We start from the raw sequence: 20,370 nt of genomic DNA, 5'->3' as shown, positions 1-20,370 counted from the left end.
TACAGGGGTCTACTTCGGTTGTGCCTTCTTGCGGCGGTTGCCGACCATCTGGCCGGCGAGGACCACCAGCACCGCGATGACGAACATCGCCGTGCCGATGACGTTGATCTGCACGGGCGTACCGCGCTGGGCCGATCCCCACACGAACATGGGGAAGGTGACGGTGTTGCCCGAGTTGAAGTTGGTGATGATGAAGTCGTCGAAGGAGAGCGCGAAGGAGAGCAGCGCGCCCGCCGCGATACCGGGTGCCGCGATCGGCAGGGTGACCCGTACGAAGGTCTGCACCGGGCCCGCGTAGAGGTCGCGGGCGGCCTCCTCCAGCCGCGGGTCCATGGACAGGACACGCGCCTTGACGGCGGCGACGACGAAGCTGAGGCAGAACATGATGTGGGCGATCAGGATCGTCCAGAAGCCCAGCTGGATGCCCATGTTGAGGAAGAGGGCGAGCAGTGACGCCGCCATCACGATCTCGGGCATGGCCATGGGCAGGAAGATCAGCGAGTTGACCGCGCCGCGCGCCCGGAAGCGGTAGCGCACCAGCGCGAAGGCGATCGCGGTGCCCAGCGCGGTCGCGGCGACGGTGGCCCACAGGGCGATCTGGAGCGAGAGCGACAGGGAGCCGCACAGGTCGGCGACGCCGCAGGGGTCCTTCCACGCGTCCAGCGAGAACTCCTGCCAGGCGTAGTTGAACCGCCCGGTGGGGTTGTTGAAGGAGAAGACGGTCACGACCACGTTCGGCAGGATCATGTACGCGAGCGTGCCGAGGCCCGCGATGACGACCAGATTGCGCCGGAGCCAGGCGATGGGTGTGCGCATCAGACCAGGTCCTCCGTCCCCGCTCGGCGGATGTAGATGGTGACCATGATCAGCACGATGGCCATGAGGATGAAGGACAGCGCGGCCGCCGTCGGGTAGTCGAGGATCCGCAGGTACTGCGACTGGATGACGTTGCCGATCATCCGGGTGTCCGTGGAGCCGAGCAGTTCGGCGTTCACGTAGTCGCCGCTCGCCGGGATGAAGGTGAGCAGGGTCCCGGAGACCACGCCCGGCATGGACAGCGGGAAGGTCACCTTCCGGAAGACCGTGGCGGGGCGGGCGTACAGGTCCCCGGCCGCCTCGTGGAGGCGGGTGTCGATGCGCTCCAGCGAGGAGTACAGCGGCAGGATCATGAAGGGGAGGAAGTTGTAGGTCAGACCGCAGACGACCGCGAGCGGCGTGGCCAGCACCCGGTCGCCCTGGGTCATGCCGAGCCAGCTCGTGACGTCCAGGAAGCCGATCTTGTTGAGGACGGCGACGACCGGGCCGCCGTCGGCCAGGATCGTCTTCCAGGCGAGCGTGCGGATCAGGAAGCTGGTGAAGAAGGGCGCGATGACCAGCACGAGCAGCAGGTTGCGCCAGCGGCCCGCCCTGAAGGCGATCAGGTAGGCCAGCGGGTACCCGAGCAGCAGGCACAGCACGGTGGCGGTGCCGGCGTACAGCAGGGAGCGCAGGAACTGCGGCAGGTACTCGGTGAAGGCGTCCCAGTAGGTCTGGAAGTGCCAGGTGACCTCGAAGCCCTCTTCGAGGGAGCCGGTCTGCACCGAAGTCGAGGCCTGGTAGACCATCGGCAGGACGAAGAAGACCAGCAGCCACAGGATGCCGGGGAGCAGCAGCCAGTACGGGATCAGCCGCTTGCGCAGGGACGCCTTGTGGACCGGCGGTTCGGCGGCGGCGGGCGCCTGGGGCGGCGCCGCGGTGGCGGTCACGCGCTCTCCTCGACCGTCTCGACGCCGGCGTCGCCCATCGTCCCCGCAAGCATGGACTGAGCGGCATCGAGGCCGAAGGTGTGCTCCGGGTTCCAGTGCAGGATCACCTCGGCGCCCGGCACCAGACGGGCGTCCCGCTCGATGTTCTGGGCGTACACCTCCAGCTCGGGGCAGACCCGGCTGTCGATGACGTACTGGGTGGAGACGCCGATGAAGGAGGAGTCCGCGATCCGGCCGGGGATCTTGTTGCGGCCGGCCGCGATGGTGTGCTCCTCGTCGGCGTGGACCAGGGAGATCTTCTCCGGGCGCACCCCGACCAGCAGCTTTCCGCCCGTGGTGGGCGTGGTGGCGCAGCGTGCGGCGGGCAGCCGGAGCGTGGTGCCGGAGGCGGAGACCACGACCTCGGACCCGGCGGACTCCACCGAGGCCTCGATGAGGTTCGAGGTGCCGAGGAAGTTGGCGACGAACGTGGTGCCCGGGTTCTCGTACAGCTCGGCGGGGGCGCCGAGCTGCTCGACGCGGCCGCCGTTCATCACGGCGACCGTGTCGGCCATGGTCATGGCCTCCTCCTGGTCGTGGGTGACGTGCACGAACGTGATGCCGACCTCGGTCTGGATGCGCTTGAGCTCCAGTTGCATTTGGCGGCGCAGCTTGAGGTCGAGGGCGCCGAGCGGCTCGTCGAGCAGCAGCACCTGGGGATGGTTGATCAGGGCGCGGGCGACGGCGACGCGCTGCTGCTGGCCGCCGGAGAGCTGGTGCGGCTTGCGCTGGGCGAACTGGCCGAGCTGGACCAGCTCCAGCATGTCGTCGACCTGCTTCTTGACCGACTTGATGCCGCGGCGGCGCAGGCCGAAGGCGACGTTCTCGTAGATGGTCAGGTGCGGGAAGAGGGCGTAGCTCTGGAAGACCGTGTTGACCGGGCGCTTGTACGGCGGCAGGTGGGTGACCGCCCGGTCGCCGAGGTGGACCGTGCCGGTGGAGGGCTCCTCCAGGCCGGCGATCATGCGCAGGGTGGTGGTCTTCCCGCAGCCGGAGGCGCCGAGCAGGGCGAAGAAGGAGCCCTGGGGGATGGTGAGATCCAGCGGGTGCACGGCGGTGAAGGTGCCGTAGTGCTTGCTGATCCCGGCGAGGCGGACGTCGCCGCCCGCGGTCTTGTCAGTCATGGATGGGTCCCGGGGTTGGGTAGGGCGAAGCGGTCAAGGGAGGGGTTCGCGGCGGCGGGCGGGTACGGCTACGCGCCGATGAGCTTGGCGAACTTCTCTTCGTACGCCGTCTCTTCCTCGCTGCTGAGCGAGCGGAAGGCGTGCGCCTTGGCGGCCATCGCCTTGTCCGGCACGATCAGCGGGTTGTCCGCGAGAGCGGGATCGATCTTGGCCAGCTCGTCCTTGACGCCCTCGACCGGGCAGACGTAGCTGATGAAGGCGGCCAGCTGGGCGGCGATCGGGGGTTCGTAGTAGAAGTCGATGAGCTTCTCGGCGTTGGCCTTGTGCCTGGCGTGCGCGGGGACCAGCAGGTTGTCGCTGGAGGTGATGTATCCGGGTGCCGGGATCGCGTACTGGATGTCCGGGTTGCCGGCCTGGAGCTGGATGACGTCACCGGCCCAGGCGAGGCAGGCGGCCAGGTCCCCCTTGTCGAGGTCGGCGGTGTAGTCGTTGCCGGTGAAGCGGCGGATCTGCTTGGTGTCCACGCCCTTCTGGAGCCGGCCGATCGCCGCGTCGAAGTCCGCGGTGGTGAAGTTCGCGGGGTCCTTGCCCTGGTCGAGCAGGGTCATGCCGACGCTGTCGCGCATCTCGGTGAGGAAGCCGACCCGGCCCTTGAGGGTGGGGTCGTCGAGCAGCTGGGTGACGGAGTCGACCTTCTTCCCGCCGGTGGCCTTGGTGTTGTAGGCGATGACGGTGTCGATGCCGGTCCACGGGTAGCTGTACGAGCGGCCCGGGTCCCAGTCGGGGGTGCGGAACTGGGGGATCAGGTTGGCGTAGGCGTGCGGGAGGTGCGCGGGGTCCAGCTTCTGCGCCCAGCCGAGGCGGATGATGCGGGCGGCGAGCCAGTCCGTGACGACGATCAGGTCGCGGCCGGTGTCCTGGCCGGCGGCGAGCTGCGGGCGGATCTTTCCGAAGAACTCGACGTTGTCGTTGATGTCCTCGGTGTACTTGACCGTGATCCCGGTCCGCTTGGTGAACTCCTCCAGTGTGGGACGGGTCTTCTCGTCGTCACTGGTGTCCATGTACTCGGTCCAGTTGGAGAAGTTGATCTCCTTCTCCTGCGCCGAGTGGTCGTCGGAGGCCACGGCCGTGCCACCCTCGCGTTTGGCGGGCGGGATGCCGCACGCGGCGAGGGTGGACAGGCCTCCGAGGGTGAGCGCTCCGACTCCGGAGGCGCGCAGCAGCGAGCGGCGGGTGAGGGCGCCGCGCCCGCTGGTGAGGCTGCGCCGCATCGCGGCGAGTTGCGCCGCCGAGAGGCGGTCGGGCTCGAACTGCTCCATGCGCGTTGCCCTTTCGGGATGTTGGGCCGCTGGTCAGGCGGTGGGTGTCTATCGGTCCCCGAAGATCGTGCGGTGCCAGTCCTTCGCGGCCACCGCCGTGTTGTCGTACATCACGTGCTTGACCTGCGTGTATTCCTCGAAGGAATAGGCGCTCATGTCCTTTCCGAAGCCGCTCGCCTTGTAGCCGCCGTGGGGCATCTCGCTGATGATCGGAATGTGGTCGTTGACCCAGACGCAGCCCGCCTTGATCTCGCGGGTGGCCCGGTTCGCCCGGTAGACGTCCCGGCTCCAGGCGGAGGCGGCGAGTCCGTACGGGGTGTCGTTGGCCAGCGCGATGCCCTCGTCGTCGGTGTCGAAGGGCAGGACGACCAGGACCGGACCGAAGATCTCGGACTGGACGACCTCGCTGTCCTGGGCCGCTCCGGTGATGAGGGTGGGCCGGTAGTACGCGCCCTCGGCCAGCTCGCCCTGCGGGACCTCCCCGCCGGTGACGACGGTGGCGTACGCGCGGGCCCGCTCGACGAAGCCGGCGACCCGGTCGCGCTGGGCGTGGGACACCAGCGGGCCGAGGTCGGTGGTGGCCGCGAAGGGGTCGCCGAGGCGGACGGTCTCCATCAGCTCCGCGACACGGGTGACGAATGCGTCGTGCAAGGGGCGCTGGACGTACGCGCGGGTGGCGGCGGTGCAGTCCTGGCCGGTGTTGATGAGGGAGGCTGCCACGGCGCCGTGCGCGGCGGCCTCCAGGTCGGCGTCGTCGAAGACGAGGAAGGGGGCCTTGCCGCCGAGCTCCAGGTGGAGCCGCTTGACGGTGGCGGTGGCGATCTCGGCGACCCGCTTGCCGACGGCCGTGGAGCCGGTGAAGGAGGTCATGACCACGTCGGGGTGGGCGACGAGGTGCTCGCCGGCCTCGCGTCCGGCGCCCGTGACGATGTTGATCACACCGTCGGGCAGACCCGCGTCCTTGGCCGCCTGCGCGAACATCAGCGAGGTCAGCGGGGTGAGCTCGGCGGGCTTGAGGACGATGGTGTTGCCCGCCGCGACGGCCGGGAGGATCTTCCAAGCGGCCATCTGGAGCGGATAGTTCCAGGGGGCGATGGAGCCGACGACGCCGATGGCCTCGCGGCGCACACACGAGGTGTGGTCGCCGGAGTACTCGGCGGCCGCCTGCCCCTGGAGGTGCCGGGCGGCCCCGGCGAAGAAGGCCGTGTTGTCGATGGTCCCCGGCACGTCGAACTCCGTGGACAGCTTGATCGGCTTGCCGCACTGGAGGGACTCGGCGTACGCGAAGTCCTCGGCCTGCTCGGCCAGTACGGCGCCCAGCCGGTGCAGGGCGTCCGAACGCTCTCCGGGGGTGGCACCGGACCAGGCCGGGAAGGCCCTCTTGGCGGCGGCGACGGCCTCGTCGACGTCCGCGGTGCTCGCGAGTTCGTAGGTCAGGACCTCGTCGCCGGTGGCGGGATCGACCACCGTGTGTGACTGGCCGGAGGTGCCGGACCTGAGTCGCCCGTCGATGTACTGCGCGCCGTCCGCGAAGCGGTCCTTGACCTGGAAGCGGTTGCCCATCACGCTCTCACGCTCTCCGTAGCTACAGTTCGAGCTACAGCTCGAATTGAGTGCCGATCCTGACAGAGGAGGGTCCCTCGGCCAAGTGATTCCGTTGTTGCCTTTTGATTACGCGACGGAATCGGTCGACCATGTGTCGAGGCACGCCCTAAATCCCGTACGAAGTGTCCGTGGCGACTGTCAGACTCGCGTGCATGGAGATGATCGATGAGCTGATCAAGCAGGTCAGCAGCGGTGAGCGAGTGAAGTTCCTGCCCTTCTGGGGGCACCGCCCGAGGCACGACGGGACCCTCGGGCCGAGCTGCCTCAGCCAGTGGTGGCCGTCCGAATTCACTGTGGGTGACGTCCGCTATGCCACGGCGGAGCACTGGATGATGGCCGGAAAGGCCCGGCTCTTCGGGGACGCGGAGGGGGAGCGCGCGGCGCTGGAGGCGACCACTCCGGCTGCCGCGAAGAAGGCCGGACGGCTCGTGCGCGGCTTCGACGACGCGATATGGGTGCGGGAGCGGTACGCGCTCGTGGTGGAGGGCAGCGTGCACAAGTTCGCCTCCGACCCGGCGCTGCGCTCGTACCTGCTGTCCACCGGGGACCGGGTGCTGGTCGAGGCCAGTCCGCTGGACCGGATCTGGGGCATCGGCCTGGCGGCCGATGACGACCGCGCTCTGGATCCGGCGCGCTGGCAGGGACTGAACCTGCTGGGCTTCGCCCTGATGGAGGCCCGGGCCCGGCTGCGCGAGGGTGGCGCGTGACGGAACGGCGCCGGGTGGCTGCGGTGATCATCCGGGATGGCCGCGTGCTCATGGTGCGCGAGCGCGGGCCGGGGCCCACGGGCCGGCACGACGGGCCTGAGTACTGGACCCTGCCGGGTGGCGGGCTCGAAGCCGGCGAGGAGCCCGAGGACGCGGTCCGGCGGGAAGTGGCCGAGGAGGTGGGGCTGCGCGCCTTGCGCGTGCGGTACGCGTACGACTCGCCGTACCCGTCGGGCTGGACCTCCTGCTTCCGCGTGGACGTCGAGCCCGGCGAGCCGGTCCTCGGTGCCGACGCGGACCTGGAGTGCGACTGCCCGCGGATGGTCGGGCTCATCTGGGTCCCGCTGTCGCGTGGCGGCGCCGACGGCGAGGTCATGGTGCCGACGCTGCTGACGGCGGCCACGGTCTGACCGGGAGGTAATTGCGTGGCAGCGCCCGGCCCCGGCGCCTAACGTGATCCTTGTCCAGGTGCGAAGGCGAGACCTACTTCCACTGTTAATGGGGTGGCCGCGGGTTCGAGTCCCGTCACCGGCTTCGGGCCGGTGTAGCTCAGTTGGCAGAGCACCACGTGGTTTCGCCGGCCTTGTTCTCTGGACACCTTCGTCACGCACCTCCCGGTGCGCGGGCTGCGGCTCCTTCTTTTGCAAAGACACCAGGCCGCCGCCACCTTGATCTCGGGAGGCCGTGCGTGGGGGATGCCCGGTGCGCAGGCAGCGGTTACTTCCGGATCAACGGGTCGCGGGTTCAAATCCCGCCCGGCCACGGCCGGTAGCTCAGCTTGGCAGAGCAGTCGACACAGTCCGTCGCCGACTTCGATCTCGGGCATCCCGCACGTCACGTCTCCCCCGTCGTCCTTTGAATTCGGGGGGATTCACCATGGCTCGATTCAACCTGCGCGCGCTCGCGTCCGCGCCCGCCTCACCCACTTCGCCCGTGCGATCGACCCACCGCGCCCACACCCACGAGGGTGGACCGGGTCACGAACGCGATGCGCGTTCCGAGCTGTTCCTGCTCGCGGTCGCCAACTTCGTGACGCAGCAGACCTTCTACGAGAGCGGCACCGCTCGCGACAACCGCTTCGCCGCGCTCGTACGGCGGCTCGCGGTCGAGGACCCCGCCTGGACGGCCGGCCTGCTGGGCTGGCTCCGCGGGGACGCGAACATGCGGACCGCCTCGCTCGTCGGCGCCGCCGAATACGTCAGGGCCCGGCTCGACGCGGGCGTCAGCGAGGGGCCTTCGAACCGCCAGGTCGTGGACTCCGTGCTGCGGCGGGCGGACGAGCCCGGTGAGCTGCTGGCCTACTGGACGGCGACGTACGGGCGGAACGTGCCCAAGCCCGTCAAGCGCGGCATCGCCGACGCCGTGCGCCGGCTCTACTCCGGCACCTCGCTGCTGAAGTACGACACCCCGTCCAAGGGCTACCGCTTCGGCGACGTCCTCAACCTCGTGCACGCGTCCCCCGACCCCGCCAAGGCCTGGCAGGGCGAGCTGTTCCGCTACGCCCTCGACCGCCGGCACCACCCGGACGGCGCGCGGCTCCCGGCCGGCAACCGCACCCTCGCCGCCCACCAGGCGCTGATGGAACTGCCGGTCTCCGAGCGGCGCGCCGTGGTCACCGGGACGGACGGCTCCGAGCGGCTCGCGGAGGCGGGCATGACCTGGGAGGCGCTGGCCGGCTGGCTGCAGGGGCCGATGGACGCGGCCGCCTGGGAGGCGGTCATCCCGTCGATGGGTGCGATGGCGCTGCTGCGCAACCTGCGCAACTTCGACCAGGCCGGGGTCTCGGACGAGGTGGCCGCACGGGTCGCGGCGACGATCTCCGACCCGGAGGTCGTCGCCCGGGCGCGGCAGTTCCCCTTCCGCTACCTTGCGGCCTATCAGCACGCTCCCTCGCTGCGCTGGGCGTACCCGCTGGAGCGCGCGCTCGGCCACTCGCTGGGCAACGTACCGGCGCTGCCGGGCCGGACGCTGGTCCTGGTCGACCGGTCCGGGTCGATGTGGTCCCCGCTGTCGGACCGCTCCGTGCTCAACCGGGCGGACGCGGCGGCCGTGTTCGGGGCGGCGCTGGCGCTGCGGGCCGAGGACGCGGACCTGGTGCAGTTCGGCTCGACCAATCAGGCGGTGCCGTACACCCGGGGGGAGTCCGTGCTGAAGGTGCTGGAGCGCTTCGGGGACCTCGGCGGAACCTACACGGCCCGGGCCGTGCGGGAGCACTACCGCGGCCACGACCGGGTGCTGATCGTCACCGACGAGCAGGCAGCCGCCTCCTACGGCGGTGACCCGACGGCCGAGGTGCCGCGGACGGTGCCGGTGTACACCTGGAACCTGGCGGGCCACCAGGTGGGGCACGCGCCGTCCGGCTCAGCGAACCGGCACACCTTCGGCGGGCTCACCGACGCGGCATTCCGCATGGTGTCCCTGATCGAGGGCGGCCGGGACGCCGACTGGCCGTGGTCGGCGGCCTCAGCCTGAGGCAAGGCTGAGGCCTGGCCTGGCTGGCTGGCTGGCTGGCTGGCTGGCTGGCTGGCTGGCTCAGCTCAGGCTGAGGCCTGGCTCATATCTTCTCGTGCACCCGCGAGTTGGAGTACGGGCTCTCGTAGTCGGAGTCGTCGTCCCAGTCCCCGCGCATGAAGGGGGCGAACATGGCGAGCAGCATCAAGGCGCCGAGCACGATGCCTATCGCGCCGAGGATGATGCCGGCCAGCGCCATCCCGCCGTTGTCGGCCTCGCCGCGGGTCGCCTTGCCCTTGCCCAGGGCGCCGAAGACGACGGCCCCGATCCCGAGCGCGATCGCGAGGAAGCTGGTGATGCAGCCGACGACCGAGATGATGCCGAGGACGAGCGCGGTCACGCCGAAGCCGTTGTTCTTCGGCGCCGCGTACAACGGGTACCCGGTGTTGCCCGGGTAGCCGGCGTATCCCTGGTATCCGGGGTACCCCGCGTCGCCGGGGTACCCGTAGCCCGGCGCGGGGGCCGGCGTCGGTATCGGAGTGGGCACCGGCGTCGGATAGCCGTACCCGCTCGCGTCCGGCTGGGCCGGATAGCCGTACGCGGGCGGCTGCGTGGGCGTGGAAGCGGGCTGCGGCATCTGCGCCCCCGGCATCCCGGCGATCGTCTGCTGGTCGTGCACGGACGACTGTCCCGCGACGCCCGGCGCACCCGGCGTGCCCTGCTGCTTGCCCAGGTCCACCGCCGGCCGCTCCGGCGGCGCCCACGGGTCCCTCGGCTCAGGGCTCTGGTCGGTCATGCGGCGCCCCCCTCTCGTACAGCCATGCTAAGCGCTGCCTCCGACAGTCACGGGGGCTGCCTACGATGAAGGCCGACCTGCCCGCACCCGCGTCCTTCCGGAGGCACCTTCATGACCGACCTGCATCCCTTCATCGCGGGACTGCCCAAGGCGGAACTCCACGTCCACCACGTCGGCTCGGCATCACCGCGCATCGTGGCCGAGCTCGCCTCCCGGCACCGCGACTCGAAGGTCCCGACCGACCCCGAGGCGCTCGCCGACTACTTCACCTTCACCGACTTCGCGCACTTCATCGAGGTCTACCTCTCCGTCGTGGACCTGGTCCGCACCCCCGAGGACGTCCGGCTGCTGACGTTCGAGGTCGCCCGTGACATGGCCCGGCAGAACATCCGTTACGCCGAACTCACCATCACCCCGTACTCCTCCACCCGCCGCGGCATCGAGGAGAAGGCCTTTATGGAGGCCATCGAGGACGCCCGCAAGGCCGCCGAGGCCGAGCTCGGTGTCGTCCTGCGCTGGTGCTTCGACATCCCCGGCGAGGCCGGCCTGGAGGCCGCCGCCGAGACCGCCCGCCTCGCCGTGGACCTGCAGCCCGAGGGTCTGGTCTCCTTCGGCCTCGGCGGCCCCGAGATCGGCGTCCCGCGCCCGCAGTTCAAGCCGTACTTCGACCGGGCCCGCGCCGCCGGCCTGCACAGCGTGCCGCACGCCGGCGAGACCACCGGCCCCGAGACGATCTGGGACGCCATCCGCGAGCTGGGCGCCGTCCGCATCGGCCACGGCACCAGCTCCACCCAGGACCCCGAACTCCTCGCGTACCTGGCCGAGCACCGCATCGCGCTGGAGGTCTGCCCGACCTCCAACATCGCCACCCGCGCGGTCACCGACCTGGACCTGCACCCCGTCAAGGAGATGGTCGCCGCGGGCGTGCTCGTCACCATCAACAGCGACGACCCGCCGATGTTCGGCTCCGACCTGAACAACGAGTACGCGGTGGCCGCGCGTCTCCTCGACCTCGACGAGCGCGGTCTCGCCCAGCTCGCCAAGAACGCCGTGGAGGCCTCCTTCCTCGACGGGGCGGGCAAGGCGAAGCTCAGCGCGGAGATCGACACGTACACGGCCGAATGGCTCGCGCGCTGACTCCCCTTGATCCCGCCGGCCCCTGAGAATGGGGCCATGCGCACCCTGACTGCCGTCGGCCACCGCGGCGATCCCTACCGTGTCCGTGAGAACACCCTGCCCTCGATCCGCTCAGCCCTCGCACGCGGGGCGGACGCGGTCGAGATCGACGTACGGCTGACCCGCGACGGAGTGCCGGTACTGCTCCACGACGAGACGCTCCAGCGGCTGTGGGGCCATGACGTGCGCCTGGACGCCGTCACGGCCCCACAGCTCAAGGAGCTGACGCAGGGCGGGGTCCCGACGCTGCGCGACGCGCTGATGGCGGCCGGGGCGGGCCGGCTGATGCTCGACCTGCCGGGTGCCTCGTACGAGGCGGTTCGGACCGTGGTGGACCAGGTCCGCGAGTGCGGGGCGCGCGAGCGCACGTACTACTGCGCGGGGCCGAACACCATGCTGTCGGTGCGCGCCGCCGATCCGGGCGCGGAGATCGCGCTGACCTGGACCACTCTGTCACCGCCGCGCCGCGTGCTGCTCGACGCGGTCGCCCCGCGCTGGCTCAACTACCGCTTCGGGCTGGTCAGCCGGGAGCTCACGGACGCGCTCCACCGGGACGGCCTGCTGGTGTCGGCCTGGACCGCGGACACCAAGCGGACGATGCGCAGGCTCCTCGAGGCAGGGGTCGACTCGATCACCACGAACCGGGTGGACGCGCTGACCACCGTACGGGCCGAGCTCGGCCGGTGATACGCGCGCGCGTCGTGCGGCTCGGCCGGGCCTGGCCGTGGGGGGTGGACCTGGGTCTGACGCTGCTGGTGCAGCTGGCCGTCACGATGCCGTTCGTGCTGCCGCGGGAGGCCGGGCTGCCGGCCGTGACCTGGGGCTCGTACGCGATGACCACGCTGGGAGTGCTGCCGCTGGTGTGCCGGAGGTACTGGCCGGTCCCCGTGCTGACGGTGATCCTGCTCGTCGGCGGTGTCTACAAGTGGGCGCTCGACGGCCCCGGCCAGCCGCTGCCGTACGCGGGGCTGATCGCCTTCTACACGGTCGCGCTGCTGTGCCCCGCACGGGTGCGGGTGGCGGTCGGGGCGCTCTCGGTGGCGGCCGTCGTCGCGTCCGTGGGGCTGGCGCCGGGAGCGGCCAGGGAGCTGTCCTTCACCCTGTTCTGTGCCGGCGCCGCCTACGTGCTGGGCCGGCTCCAGTACACGCGGCAGGCTTACACCGCAGCCGTGGAGGACCGGGCGGCGCAGCTGGAGCGGGCGAACCGGATCGAGGCCGAGCAGGCCGTGGCCCGCGAACGGGCCAGGATCGCACGGGAGATGCACGACATCCTCTCGCACGCCGTCAGCATCATGATCGTGCAGGCGGAGGCCGGTCCGGTGGCGGTACGCCGGGCCCCGGAGCGGGCCGAGGCGGCCTTCGACGCGATCTCGGAGACCGGCCGGGAGGCGATGGTGCAGCTGCGGGCGATGCTCGGGGTGCTGAGGGAGGACGGGCCGGCGCCGCGTGAGCCGCAGCCGGGGGTCGCGACGCTGCCCCGGCTGCTGGACCGCGTGCGGCAGGGCGGGCCGCAGGTCTCGTACGAGGAGACCGGCGAGGTCCGGGCGCTGGCCCCCGCAGTGGACACGACCGTGTACAGGATCGTGCAGGAGGCCCTGACGAACGTGGTGAAGCACGCCGGGGCCCGGCGCGTGGCGGTCCGGCTCCACCACGCGCGGGAGGAGCTGACGGTCACGGTGACGGACGACGGGCGGGGTCCGGCCGGGGGCGGTGCCGGCGGGCACGGCCTGATAGGGGTCCGGGAGCGGGCCGCCGCGCACGGCGGGTCGGTGGAGGCCGGTCCAGGGCCGGGCGGACGGGGGTTCTCGGTGCGGGTGGCCCTTGTAACCTCGCCGGTGGAGGTGGGGAATTGACGATCCGTGTGGTGGTGGCGGACGACCAGGAGCTGGTGCGCAGCGGGTTCGCGATGATCCTGGACGCCCAGGAGGACATCGAGGTCGTGGCGGAGGTGGGGGACGGAGCGGCGGCGGTGGAGGCGGTGGCCCGGCAGGCGCCGGACGTGGCGCTGCTGGACATCCGGATGCCGGTGCTGGACGGGATCGAGGCGTGCCGGACGATCTCGGCGCGCAGCGCGTGCCGGACGGTGATGCTGACGACCTTCGACTCGGACGAGTACGTGTACGAGGCGCTGCACGCGGGGGCGAGCGGGTTCCTGTTGAAGGACGTGCGGCGGGACGATCTGGTGCACGCGGTACGGGTGGTGGCGGCGGGCGAGTCGCTGCTGGCGCCGTCGGTGGCCCGGCGGCTGATCGAGGAGTACACGGCGGCGACGGCGCGGCCTGCGGTCGCGGCGCTCGCGGCGGACCGCCTGGAGGTGCTGACGGCTCGCGAGCGGGAGACGCTGCTGCACTTGGGGCGGGGGCTGTCGAACGCGGAGATCGCGGCGGCGCTGGTGGTGAGCGAGCACACGGTGAAGTCGCACGTGGGAAACGTGCTGGCGAAGCTGGGGCTGCGGGACCGGATCCAGGCGGTGATCTGCGCGTACGAGACGGGCCTGATCGCGGCGGGGACGCCGACAGGGACTTCGGCGAGGGCGTAGGCGGGGGCGCCGACAGGGACTTCGGCGGGGCATCGGCGGAGCTCACTCTGGAGTATCTCCCTCTGGGGAGTGAGAGCCGGGCGTGTCGGCTCCCCCGCGCCGGTGAGTTGTCGTACTGCTGAAGACCCCTCCGTGGGGTGATCCACAACTACGCCTCTGACCAGCAGCATTGAGTCATCGGAGGCCGCAGTGGCCCCGGATGTCTCACAGGGGGATCCCGTCATGCATGCTCGTACGCGCACACTGATCGCCGCCGCTCTGGTGCTGGGGATCGTTTCCGGTCCGGTCGTAGCCCATGCCGCACCGACACCCGTCCCGGCGGAGCTGGCCGCGCCCGTCGTCCGTACGCCGCCCGACGCCGCGGCGCTGGAGAAGGCGATCGCCGGGCTGGGTCCCGAGCACAAGGACGCGACGGCCGCGCTGGTCCGGGTCGGAGGTACGAGCGGCAGCTGGCACGGCAGTTCGGGCGTCTCGGACATCCACACCGGGCGGAACGCGGTGGAGCAGGGACGCTTCCGGGCCGGATCGGTGACCAAGACCTTCACCTCGGCGGTGGTGCTCCAGCTCGCGGCCGAGGGCCGGGTGGATCTGGACCGGCCGGTCCGGTGGTACCTGCCCGGGACCGTCCCCGACACCTACAGAACGGTCACCGTCCGGCAGCTGCTCAACTACACCAGCGGCATACCGGCGGCGGACGGCCCGGGCGACTCCTTCGAGGCCCAGTGGGAGCACCGCTTCGATGTCACCGACCCCCACGCGCAGTTGGCCAATGCCTTCGCCAAGAAGCCGGAGTTCACCCCGGGCACCGCCCAGCACTACCTGAACATCAACTACACGGCGCTGGGCGTGCTCATCGAGAAGGTGACGGGCACGACGTACGAGGAGGCGGTCGCCCGGCGGATCCTGAAGCCGCTGGGACTGCGTCAGACCTCCTTCCCGGCCCGGACGCAGACGAAGATCCACGGTCTGCACAACCGGGGCTACCAGGCGGTGATGAAGGCGGACGGCTCCAGGGAGCTGCGGGACGTGACCGAGTGGAACTCTTCGGACCGGTGGGCGGCGGGGGACATCATCTCGACCACGGCCGATCTGGAGCGGTTCACGATAGCCCTGTTCACCGGCCGGATCGTGCCGGCGGCCCAGCTGGAGGAGATGTTCACGGTACCGGCCGTGAAGGACTTCGCGAGCGGGAAGGACGCCGCGCTGACGGCGGGGATGTCCAGGATGGTCCTGCCCGACGGCACCGTGGCCTGGGGCAAGTCCGGGGGCCGGCACGGCTACAACACGGCGATCGGCGCCACCCGCGACCTCTCCCGCACCCTCGTGTACTCGGTGAATTCCACCGACGCCAAGGGCCAGTACATGAACCCGGTCGCCCTCGGCATCGTGATGGCGGCCTTCGCTAAGCAGGCATCGCCTCGAGGCGCTTGATCATGCGGCGCAGAATCAGCAGCGGGATCACCCCGAGGACGCCGAACGACATGTCGATGACGCTCCACCAGAAGGGTATGCCGCGGATCGGGCCGCAGATCAGGGCGAGCGGGATGATGCCGGCGCAGGCCACCATGCCGGCTTCGACGATCCAGATGTTGCGGACCGGGTCCCGGTGGACGCCGTAGAAGAAGACGGCGATGACGAGGTGGGCGAAGGCGAGCCAGTCGGTGCCGTAGAGGAGGAAGGGGTATGCGGCGTCGGCGTGATCCAGTCCGTCGCCCACCCGCCGCAGCCACTCGTTGTCCAGCAGGGCATTGGCCCAGCGGAGCTCGCTGACCAGGGGGAAGGCCGTCAGTCCGCTGAGCACGAGGCAGACGAGGAACAGGGTCAACAAGGCACGGATCCGCCGCTGAAGGGCGCTTCTCTCGCTCATGGAAGGAAGCCTACGCCGATTTCTGAACGCGTTCAGCCAAAATGATGAACGCGTTCAATTCTCGCCGCTCGTGATCAGAGGCCGACGATCGCGTTCCACCGCAGGGCGAGGGAGCGGCGTTCGGCCGAGGAGATGTCCCGGGCCACGACGAGCCGCTTGCGCATGTCGCCGTCGGGGAAGACCAGCGGGTTCTCGGCGAGTTCGGCGGTCTCCCTGTCGCCGGAGCCGGCCAGCACCTCGCGGGCGGCCGGGACCGGACAGACGTAGTTGACGGAGGCGGCGAGCTCGGCCGCCACCTCCGGGGCGTAGTAGTGGTCGATCAGAGCCTCCGCATTGGCCTTGTGCCGGGCCAGGTTGGGCACGAGGAGGCTCTCCGCCCAGAGTTCGGCCCCCTCCTCAGGGACCACGAACTCGATGTCCGGGTTGTCGGCCTGCAGCTGGATGGCGTCACCGGAGTAGGCCTGGCAGGCCAGGACGTCGCCCTTGCTCAGATCGGAGGTGTAGTCGTTGCCGGTGAAGCGGCGGATGTGCTGCTTGCGCACCATGTCCTCGATCCGGTCGCACATCCGGTGGAAGTCGGACTCCGTCCAGCGGGTGACGTCCACCCCGTCACCCTGCATCAGCAGCGCGAAGGACTCGTCGAGGCCGGAGAAGAGGGTGACTTTGCCCGCGAGGTCGGGGTGCCAGAGGTCCTCGACCGACTTGATCTCCCGGCCGAGTGCCCTGCGGTTGTAGGCGATGCCGGTGATCCCCGACTGCCAGGGCACGGTGTGGAGCCGGCCCTCGTCGAAGGCGGGGGAACGCAGTTGCGGGTCCAGGTGCCGGGCCACGTTCGGCTGCGCCGGGCGGTCCATCTTCTGGGCCCAGCCGAGGTGGACGAAGCGCGCCGCCATCCAGTCACTGACCACGACCAGGTCGTGGCCGGTCTCCTGGTGGTTCATCAGGGCCGGGCTGACCTTGCCGAAGAACTCGTCGTTGTCGTTGATCTCCTCGGTGTACCGGACCTCGACGCCCGTCCGCTCGGAGAAGGCGTCGAGCGTCGGACGGCGCTCGTCGTCCCCGTCGTCGGTGTCGATGTACAGCGGCCAGTTGGAGAAGGCGACGGTCCGGTCCCCCGCGGACCGGTCGGGGCCCTCACGCCGGTCCTCGGGGACATAGGCGGCGGGGACTCCGCAGCCGCTGAGGGCGGCCAGCAGGCCCGTGGCACCGAGGCCGCGCAGGGCGGCGCGGCGGGAGAAGGCGGGTTCAGGCATGGGCTCAGCCTCGGGGAACGCGAAGGGGCGGGCAATAGACATGTTGTCTACCGCCCGCCCCGTCAACGCTGTGCTGTGATCGATGCGACCGATCAGCCGTCGAGCGAGGTCATGACGTGCTTGATGCGCGTGTAGTCCTCGAAGCCGTAGGCGGAGAGGTCCTTGCCGTAGCCGGACTTCTTGAATCCGCCGTGCGGCATCTCGGCGACGAGCGGGATGTGGGTGTTGATCCACACGCAGCCGAAGTCGAGGTTCTTGGACATCCGCATCGCGCGGCCGTGGTCCTTGGTCCACACGGAGGAGGCGAGGGCGAACTCGACGCCGTTCGCGTACTCCAGGGCCTGGGCCTCGTCCGTGAAGGACTGGACGGTGATGACGGGCCCGAAGACCTCGTGCTGGATGATCTCGTCGTCCTGCTTGAGGCCGGAGACCACGGTCGGGGCGTAGAAGTAGCCCTTCTCGCCGACCTGGTGGCCGCCCGCCTCGACCTTGGCGTGGGCGGGGAGGCGCTCGATGAAGCCCGCGACCTGCTTGAGCTGGTTCGGGTTGTTCAGCGGGCCGTACAGCACGTCCTCGTCGTCCGGCTGGCCGGTCTTGGTGTCCGAGGCGGTCTTGGCGAGCGCGGTCACGAACTCGTCGTGGATCGACTCGTGCACGAGCACACGGGTGGCGGCCGTACAGTCCTGGCCGGCGTTGAAGTAGCCCGCGACCGCGATGTCCTCGACGGCCTTGGCGATGTCGGCGTCCTCGAAGACCACGACCGGGGCCTTGCCGCCGAGCTCCAGGTGAACGCGCTTGACGTCCTTGGACGCGCTCTCGGCGACCTGGACGCCCGCGCGCACCGAGCCGGTGATGGAGGCCATCGCCGGGGTGGAGTGCTCGACCATGGCCTTGCCGGTCTCGCGGTCACCGCAGAGGACGTTGAAGACGCCCTTGGGCAGGATCGAGTCGATGATCTCCGCCATCAGGACGGTGGAGGCCGGGGTGGTGTCCGAGGGCTTGAGCACCACGGTGTTGCCCGCGGCGATCGCCGGAGCGAACTTCCACACGGCCATCATCATCGGGTAGTTCCACGGCGCGACCTGGGCGCAGACGCCGACCGGCTCACGGCGGACGATCGAGGTCATCCCCTCCATGTATTCGCCGGCCGAACGGCCTTCCAGCAGTCGGGCGGCACCGGCGAAGAAGCGGATCTGGTCCACCATCGGCGGCAGCTCCTCGCTGGCCGTGAGGCCCAGCGGCTTGCCCGTGTTCTCCGACTCCGCGGCGACGAGCTCGTCCGCGCGCGCCTCGAAGGCGTCCGCGATCTTCAGCAGCGCCTTCTGGCGGTCCGAGGGCGTGGTGTCACGCCAGCCCGGGAAGGCCGCCGCGGCGGCGGCCATGGCGGCGTCGACATCGGCCTGGCCCGACAGCGGGGCGGTGGCGTACACCTCGCCGGTGGCCGGGTTCACCACCTCGGTGGTCCGCCCGTCGGCGGCGTCCTTGAACTCCCCGCCGATGTAGTTGCGCAGACGACGCAGTTCGGTGGTCACTACAGCCACACTCCTGATCACATGTCCAACGATTGAGACGAATCCCAAGCCTAGCCTCTCGGCGGACGCTTTCGACAGACCCGGATGCCACCAACTACGAAATCGGTGAGATCAGAGTCGCCAGACAACGGATTTCATCGATTCCGTCTTGCGGAACAGACGACTCCTCGTGCACAGTGAGGTCGTGGTCAGTCGAAGCGCAGATTCCAGGAACAGACAACCGTCCCCTTCGGTCGATGCTGTGTCCCTGGCGATCATCGAGCAACTGCAGGAGGACGGTCGCCGTCCCTATGCCTCCATCGGCAAGGCCGTCGGCCTGTCCGAAGCGGCTGTGCGCCAGCGCGTGCAGAAGCTGCTCGACCAGGGCGTCATGCAGATCGTCGCCGTCACCGACCCGCTCACCGTGGGCCTGCGGCGCCAGGCCATGGTCGGCATCAACGTCGAGGGGGACCTCGACCCGGTGGCCGACGCCCTGACCGCGATGGCCGAATGCGAGTACGTGGTGATGACCGCCGGCTCGTTCGACCTGATGGTGGAAATCGTCTGCGAGGACGACGACCACCTGCTGGAAACGATCAACAAGAAGATCCGCACGCTCCCCGGCGTGCGCTCAACCGAAAGCTTCGTTTACCTGAAGCTGAAGAAGCAGACCTACATGTGGGGAACTCGATAGCCCGTGAGCCAGGACCTCTCCAAAACCGCGTACGACCACCTGTGGATGCACTTCACCCGCATGTCGTCCTACGAGAACGCGCCCGTCCCCACCATCGTGCGTGGTGAGGGCACCTACATCTTCGACGACAAGGGCAAGCGCTACCTCGACGGTCTCGCCGGACTGTTCGTGGTCAACGCCGGTCACGGCCGCAAGGAACTGGCCGAGGTCGCCTACAAGCAGGCCCAGGAACTCGCGTTCTTCCCCATCTGGTCGTACGCGCACCCCAAGGCCGTGGAGCTCGCCGAGCGCCTCGCCGACTACGCCCCGGGCGACCTGAACAAGGTCTTCTTCACCACGGGTGGCGGTGAGGCCGTCGAGACCGCCTGGAAGCTCGCCAAGCAGTACTTCAAGCTGCAGGGCAAGCACACCAAGTACAAGGTCATCTCGCGTGCGGTCGCCTACCACGGCACCCCGCAGGGCGCCCTGTCCATCACCGGTCTGCCGGCCCTGAAGGCCCCCTTCGAGCCGCTGGTCCCCGGCGCGCACAAGGTGCCGAACACCAACATCTACCGCGCCCCGATCTACGGCGACGACCCCGAGGCCTTCGGCCGCTGGTGCGCCGACCAGATCGAGCAGGAGATCCTCTTCGAGGGCGCCGACACCGTCGCCGCCGTGTTCCTGGAGCCGGTGCAGAACGCCGGCGGCTGCTTCCCGCCGCCGCCCGGGTACTTCCAGCGGGTCCGCGAGATCTGCGACGAGTACGACGTGCTGCTCGTCTCCGATGAGACGATCTGCGCCTTCGGCCGCCTCGGCACGATGTTCGCCTGTGACAAGTTCGGCTACGTCCCGGACATGATCACCTGCGCCAAGGGCATGACCTCGGGCTACTCCCCGATCGGTGCCTGCATCGTCTCGGACCGCCTCGCGGAGCCCTTCTACAAGGGCGACAACACCTTCCTGCACGGCTACACCTTCGGCGGCCACCCGGTCTCCTCCGCGGTCGCGCTGGCGAACCTCGACATCTTCGACAAGGAAGGCCTCAACCAGCACGTGCTGGACAACGAGGACGCCTTCTTCTCGACGCTGAAGAAGCTGCACGACCTGCCGATCGTCGGCGACGTCCGCGGCAACGGGTTCTTCTACGGCATCGAGCTCGTCAAGGACAAGAACACCAAGGAGTCCTTCACGGACGAGGAGACGGAGCGCGTGCTCTACGGCTTCCTCTCCAAGGCGCTCTTCGACAACGGCCTGTACTGCCGGGCCGACGACCGCGGCGACCCGGTCATCCAGCTGGCCCCGCCGCTGATCGCCGACCAGGGCACCTTCGACGAGATCGAAGGCATCCTGCGCTCGGTGCTCACCGAGGCGTGGACCAAGCTGTAAACAGCCGCCGGACCGTCAGGCGGTGAGCCGTCCGACGCCGCATTGGTCCGACCACACGGCCCGGATCCTCCGTTCGAGTGAGAACGCGGGGGTCCGGGCCGTGTGCTGTCACCATCCAAGACGTTCGTCTCTTTACATCTCACTGTGGCGCCAGTGACCGAACCGGCTCCGCTTCGTTC

At 69.7% G+C, this 20,370-nt stretch carries 19 protein-coding genes; 10 read left to right on the top strand and 9 right to left on the bottom strand.

All coding sequences use genetic code 11. The features are described 5' to 3' along the window. Positions 1 to 9: 9 nt before the first annotated feature. From AB0D48_RS12355 to AB0D48_RS12335, 5 genes are all read right to left on the bottom strand, one after another. Positions 10 to 816 carry an ABC transporter permease gene (locus tag AB0D48_RS12355; RefSeq protein ID WP_362394215.1) on the bottom strand — a complete coding sequence of 269 codons (807 nt, stop codon included), beginning with the start codon at positions 814 to 816 and terminating at the stop codon, positions 10 to 12. After that, complete coding sequence (locus AB0D48_RS12350; protein ID WP_362394212.1) at positions 816 to 1,745, bottom strand: ABC transporter permease; 930 nt, start codon at positions 1,743 to 1,745, stop codon at positions 816 to 818. The genes AB0D48_RS12355 and AB0D48_RS12350 overlap by 1 nt, the downstream gene beginning before the upstream one ends. Next, positions 1,742 to 2,908 carry an ABC transporter ATP-binding protein gene (locus AB0D48_RS12345; RefSeq protein ID WP_362394209.1) on the bottom strand — a complete coding sequence of 389 codons (1,167 nt, stop codon included), beginning with the start codon at positions 2,906 to 2,908 and terminating at the stop codon, positions 1,742 to 1,744. Before AB0D48_RS12345 ends, AB0D48_RS12350 begins: the two co-directional genes overlap by 4 nt. A 68-nt stretch (positions 2,909 to 2,976) precedes the next feature. Next, the gene (locus AB0D48_RS12340) at positions 2,977 to 4,227 is read right to left on the bottom strand and encodes a spermidine/putrescine ABC transporter substrate-binding protein (protein WP_362394205.1); all 1,251 of its coding nucleotides are present in this window, start codon (positions 4,225 to 4,227) and stop codon (positions 2,977 to 2,979) included. A 48-nt stretch (positions 4,228 to 4,275) separates the two neighbouring features. Then, positions 4,276 to 5,790 carry a gamma-aminobutyraldehyde dehydrogenase gene (locus AB0D48_RS12335; protein WP_362394367.1) on the bottom strand — a complete coding sequence of 505 codons (1,515 nt, stop codon included), beginning with the start codon at positions 5,788 to 5,790 and terminating at the stop codon, positions 4,276 to 4,278. Between the two features lie 194 nt (positions 5,791 to 5,984). Between AB0D48_RS12335 and AB0D48_RS12330 the strand changes: the two genes are divergently transcribed. The 3 genes from AB0D48_RS12330 to AB0D48_RS12320 all read left to right on the top strand — a co-directional run bounded on the left by AB0D48_RS12330 (position 5,985) and on the right by AB0D48_RS12320 (position 9,011). After that, positions 5,985 to 6,539, top strand: a complete 555-nt coding sequence (locus AB0D48_RS12330) for an NADAR family protein (protein ID WP_362394202.1) — start codon at positions 5,985 to 5,987, stop codon at positions 6,537 to 6,539. Then, on the top strand, positions 6,536 to 6,949 hold the full coding sequence (locus tag AB0D48_RS12325) for an NUDIX domain-containing protein (protein WP_362394199.1): 414 nt from the start codon (positions 6,536 to 6,538) through the stop codon (positions 6,947 to 6,949). The genes AB0D48_RS12330 and AB0D48_RS12325 overlap by 4 nt, the downstream gene beginning before the upstream one ends. A gap of 466 nt (positions 6,950 to 7,415) precedes the next feature. Beyond that, on the top strand, positions 7,416 to 9,011 hold the full coding sequence (locus AB0D48_RS12320; RefSeq protein ID WP_362394197.1) for a TROVE domain-containing protein: 1,596 nt from the start codon (positions 7,416 to 7,418) through the stop codon (positions 9,009 to 9,011). Positions 9,012 to 9,093: 82 nt separating this feature from the next. Here AB0D48_RS12320 and AB0D48_RS12315 read toward each other — a convergent pair whose 3' ends face one another. Continuing rightward, positions 9,094 to 9,786 (bottom strand): DUF4190 domain-containing protein, encoded by a 693-nt coding sequence (locus AB0D48_RS12315; protein WP_362394194.1) that lies wholly within the window; start codon positions 9,784 to 9,786, stop codon positions 9,094 to 9,096. Positions 9,787 to 9,897: 111 nt separating this feature from the next. Between AB0D48_RS12315 and AB0D48_RS12310 the strand changes: the two genes are divergently transcribed. From AB0D48_RS12310 to AB0D48_RS12290, 5 genes are all read left to right on the top strand, one after another. After that, positions 9,898 to 10,923, top strand: a complete 1,026-nt coding sequence (locus AB0D48_RS12310) for an adenosine deaminase (RefSeq protein ID WP_362394192.1) — start codon at positions 9,898 to 9,900, stop codon at positions 10,921 to 10,923. A 36-nt stretch (positions 10,924 to 10,959) separates the two neighbouring features. Beyond that, positions 10,960 to 11,649, top strand: a complete 690-nt coding sequence (locus AB0D48_RS12305; protein WP_362394189.1) for a glycerophosphodiester phosphodiesterase — start codon at positions 10,960 to 10,962, stop codon at positions 11,647 to 11,649. A gap of 86 nt (positions 11,650 to 11,735) precedes the next feature. Further along, a complete protein-coding gene (locus AB0D48_RS12300) occupies positions 11,736 to 12,815 on the top strand; it encodes a histidine kinase (RefSeq protein ID WP_362394364.1) in 1,080 nt (359 codons plus the stop codon). Continuing rightward, complete coding sequence (locus AB0D48_RS12295; protein ID WP_362394186.1) at positions 12,812 to 13,501, top strand: response regulator transcription factor; 690 nt, start codon at positions 12,812 to 12,814, stop codon at positions 13,499 to 13,501. The genes AB0D48_RS12300 and AB0D48_RS12295 overlap by 4 nt, the downstream gene beginning before the upstream one ends. 222 nt (positions 13,502 to 13,723) lie before the next feature. Then, positions 13,724 to 14,932 carry a serine hydrolase domain-containing protein gene (locus AB0D48_RS12290; RefSeq protein WP_362394183.1) on the top strand — a complete coding sequence of 403 codons (1,209 nt, stop codon included), beginning with the start codon at positions 13,724 to 13,726 and terminating at the stop codon, positions 14,930 to 14,932. On the opposite strand, the gene AB0D48_RS12285 is transcribed toward AB0D48_RS12290, so the two are convergent. From AB0D48_RS12285 to AB0D48_RS12275, 3 genes are all read right to left on the bottom strand, one after another. Beyond that, the gene (locus tag AB0D48_RS12285; RefSeq protein WP_362394180.1) at positions 14,904 to 15,368 is read right to left on the bottom strand and encodes a hypothetical protein; all 465 of its coding nucleotides are present in this window, start codon (positions 15,366 to 15,368) and stop codon (positions 14,904 to 14,906) included. The two genes, AB0D48_RS12290 and AB0D48_RS12285, sit on opposite strands and share 29 nt — an antisense overlap. 74 nt (positions 15,369 to 15,442) lie before the next feature. Continuing rightward, on the bottom strand, positions 15,443 to 16,621 hold the full coding sequence (locus AB0D48_RS12280; RefSeq protein ID WP_362394177.1) for a spermidine/putrescine ABC transporter substrate-binding protein: 1,179 nt from the start codon (positions 16,619 to 16,621) through the stop codon (positions 15,443 to 15,445). A gap of 92 nt (positions 16,622 to 16,713) precedes the next feature. Then, entirely contained in the window at positions 16,714 to 18,153 is a 1,440-nt protein-coding gene (locus AB0D48_RS12275) for a gamma-aminobutyraldehyde dehydrogenase (protein WP_362394175.1), read from the bottom strand. Between the two features lie 169 nt (positions 18,154 to 18,322). Here AB0D48_RS12275 and AB0D48_RS12270 point away from each other — a divergent pair, with 169 nt between their 5' ends. Next, positions 18,323 to 18,826 (top strand): Lrp/AsnC family transcriptional regulator, encoded by a 504-nt coding sequence (locus AB0D48_RS12270; RefSeq protein WP_007266859.1) that lies wholly within the window; start codon positions 18,323 to 18,325, stop codon positions 18,824 to 18,826. A gap of 3 nt (positions 18,827 to 18,829) precedes the next feature. After that, the gene (locus AB0D48_RS12265; RefSeq protein ID WP_362394172.1) at positions 18,830 to 20,191 is read left to right on the top strand and encodes an aspartate aminotransferase family protein; all 1,362 of its coding nucleotides are present in this window, start codon (positions 18,830 to 18,832) and stop codon (positions 20,189 to 20,191) included. Positions 20,192 to 20,370 lie beyond the last annotated feature (179 nt).

The sequence above is a fragment of the Streptomyces sp. NPDC048269 genome (genome assembly GCF_040652395.1).
In the GTDB taxonomy this organism is placed as follows: Bacteria; Actinomycetota; Actinomycetes; order Streptomycetales; family Streptomycetaceae; genus Streptomyces.
Note: the sequence above shows the minus strand (reverse complement) of the source record. Positions and strands in the feature narration are given on the sequence as shown.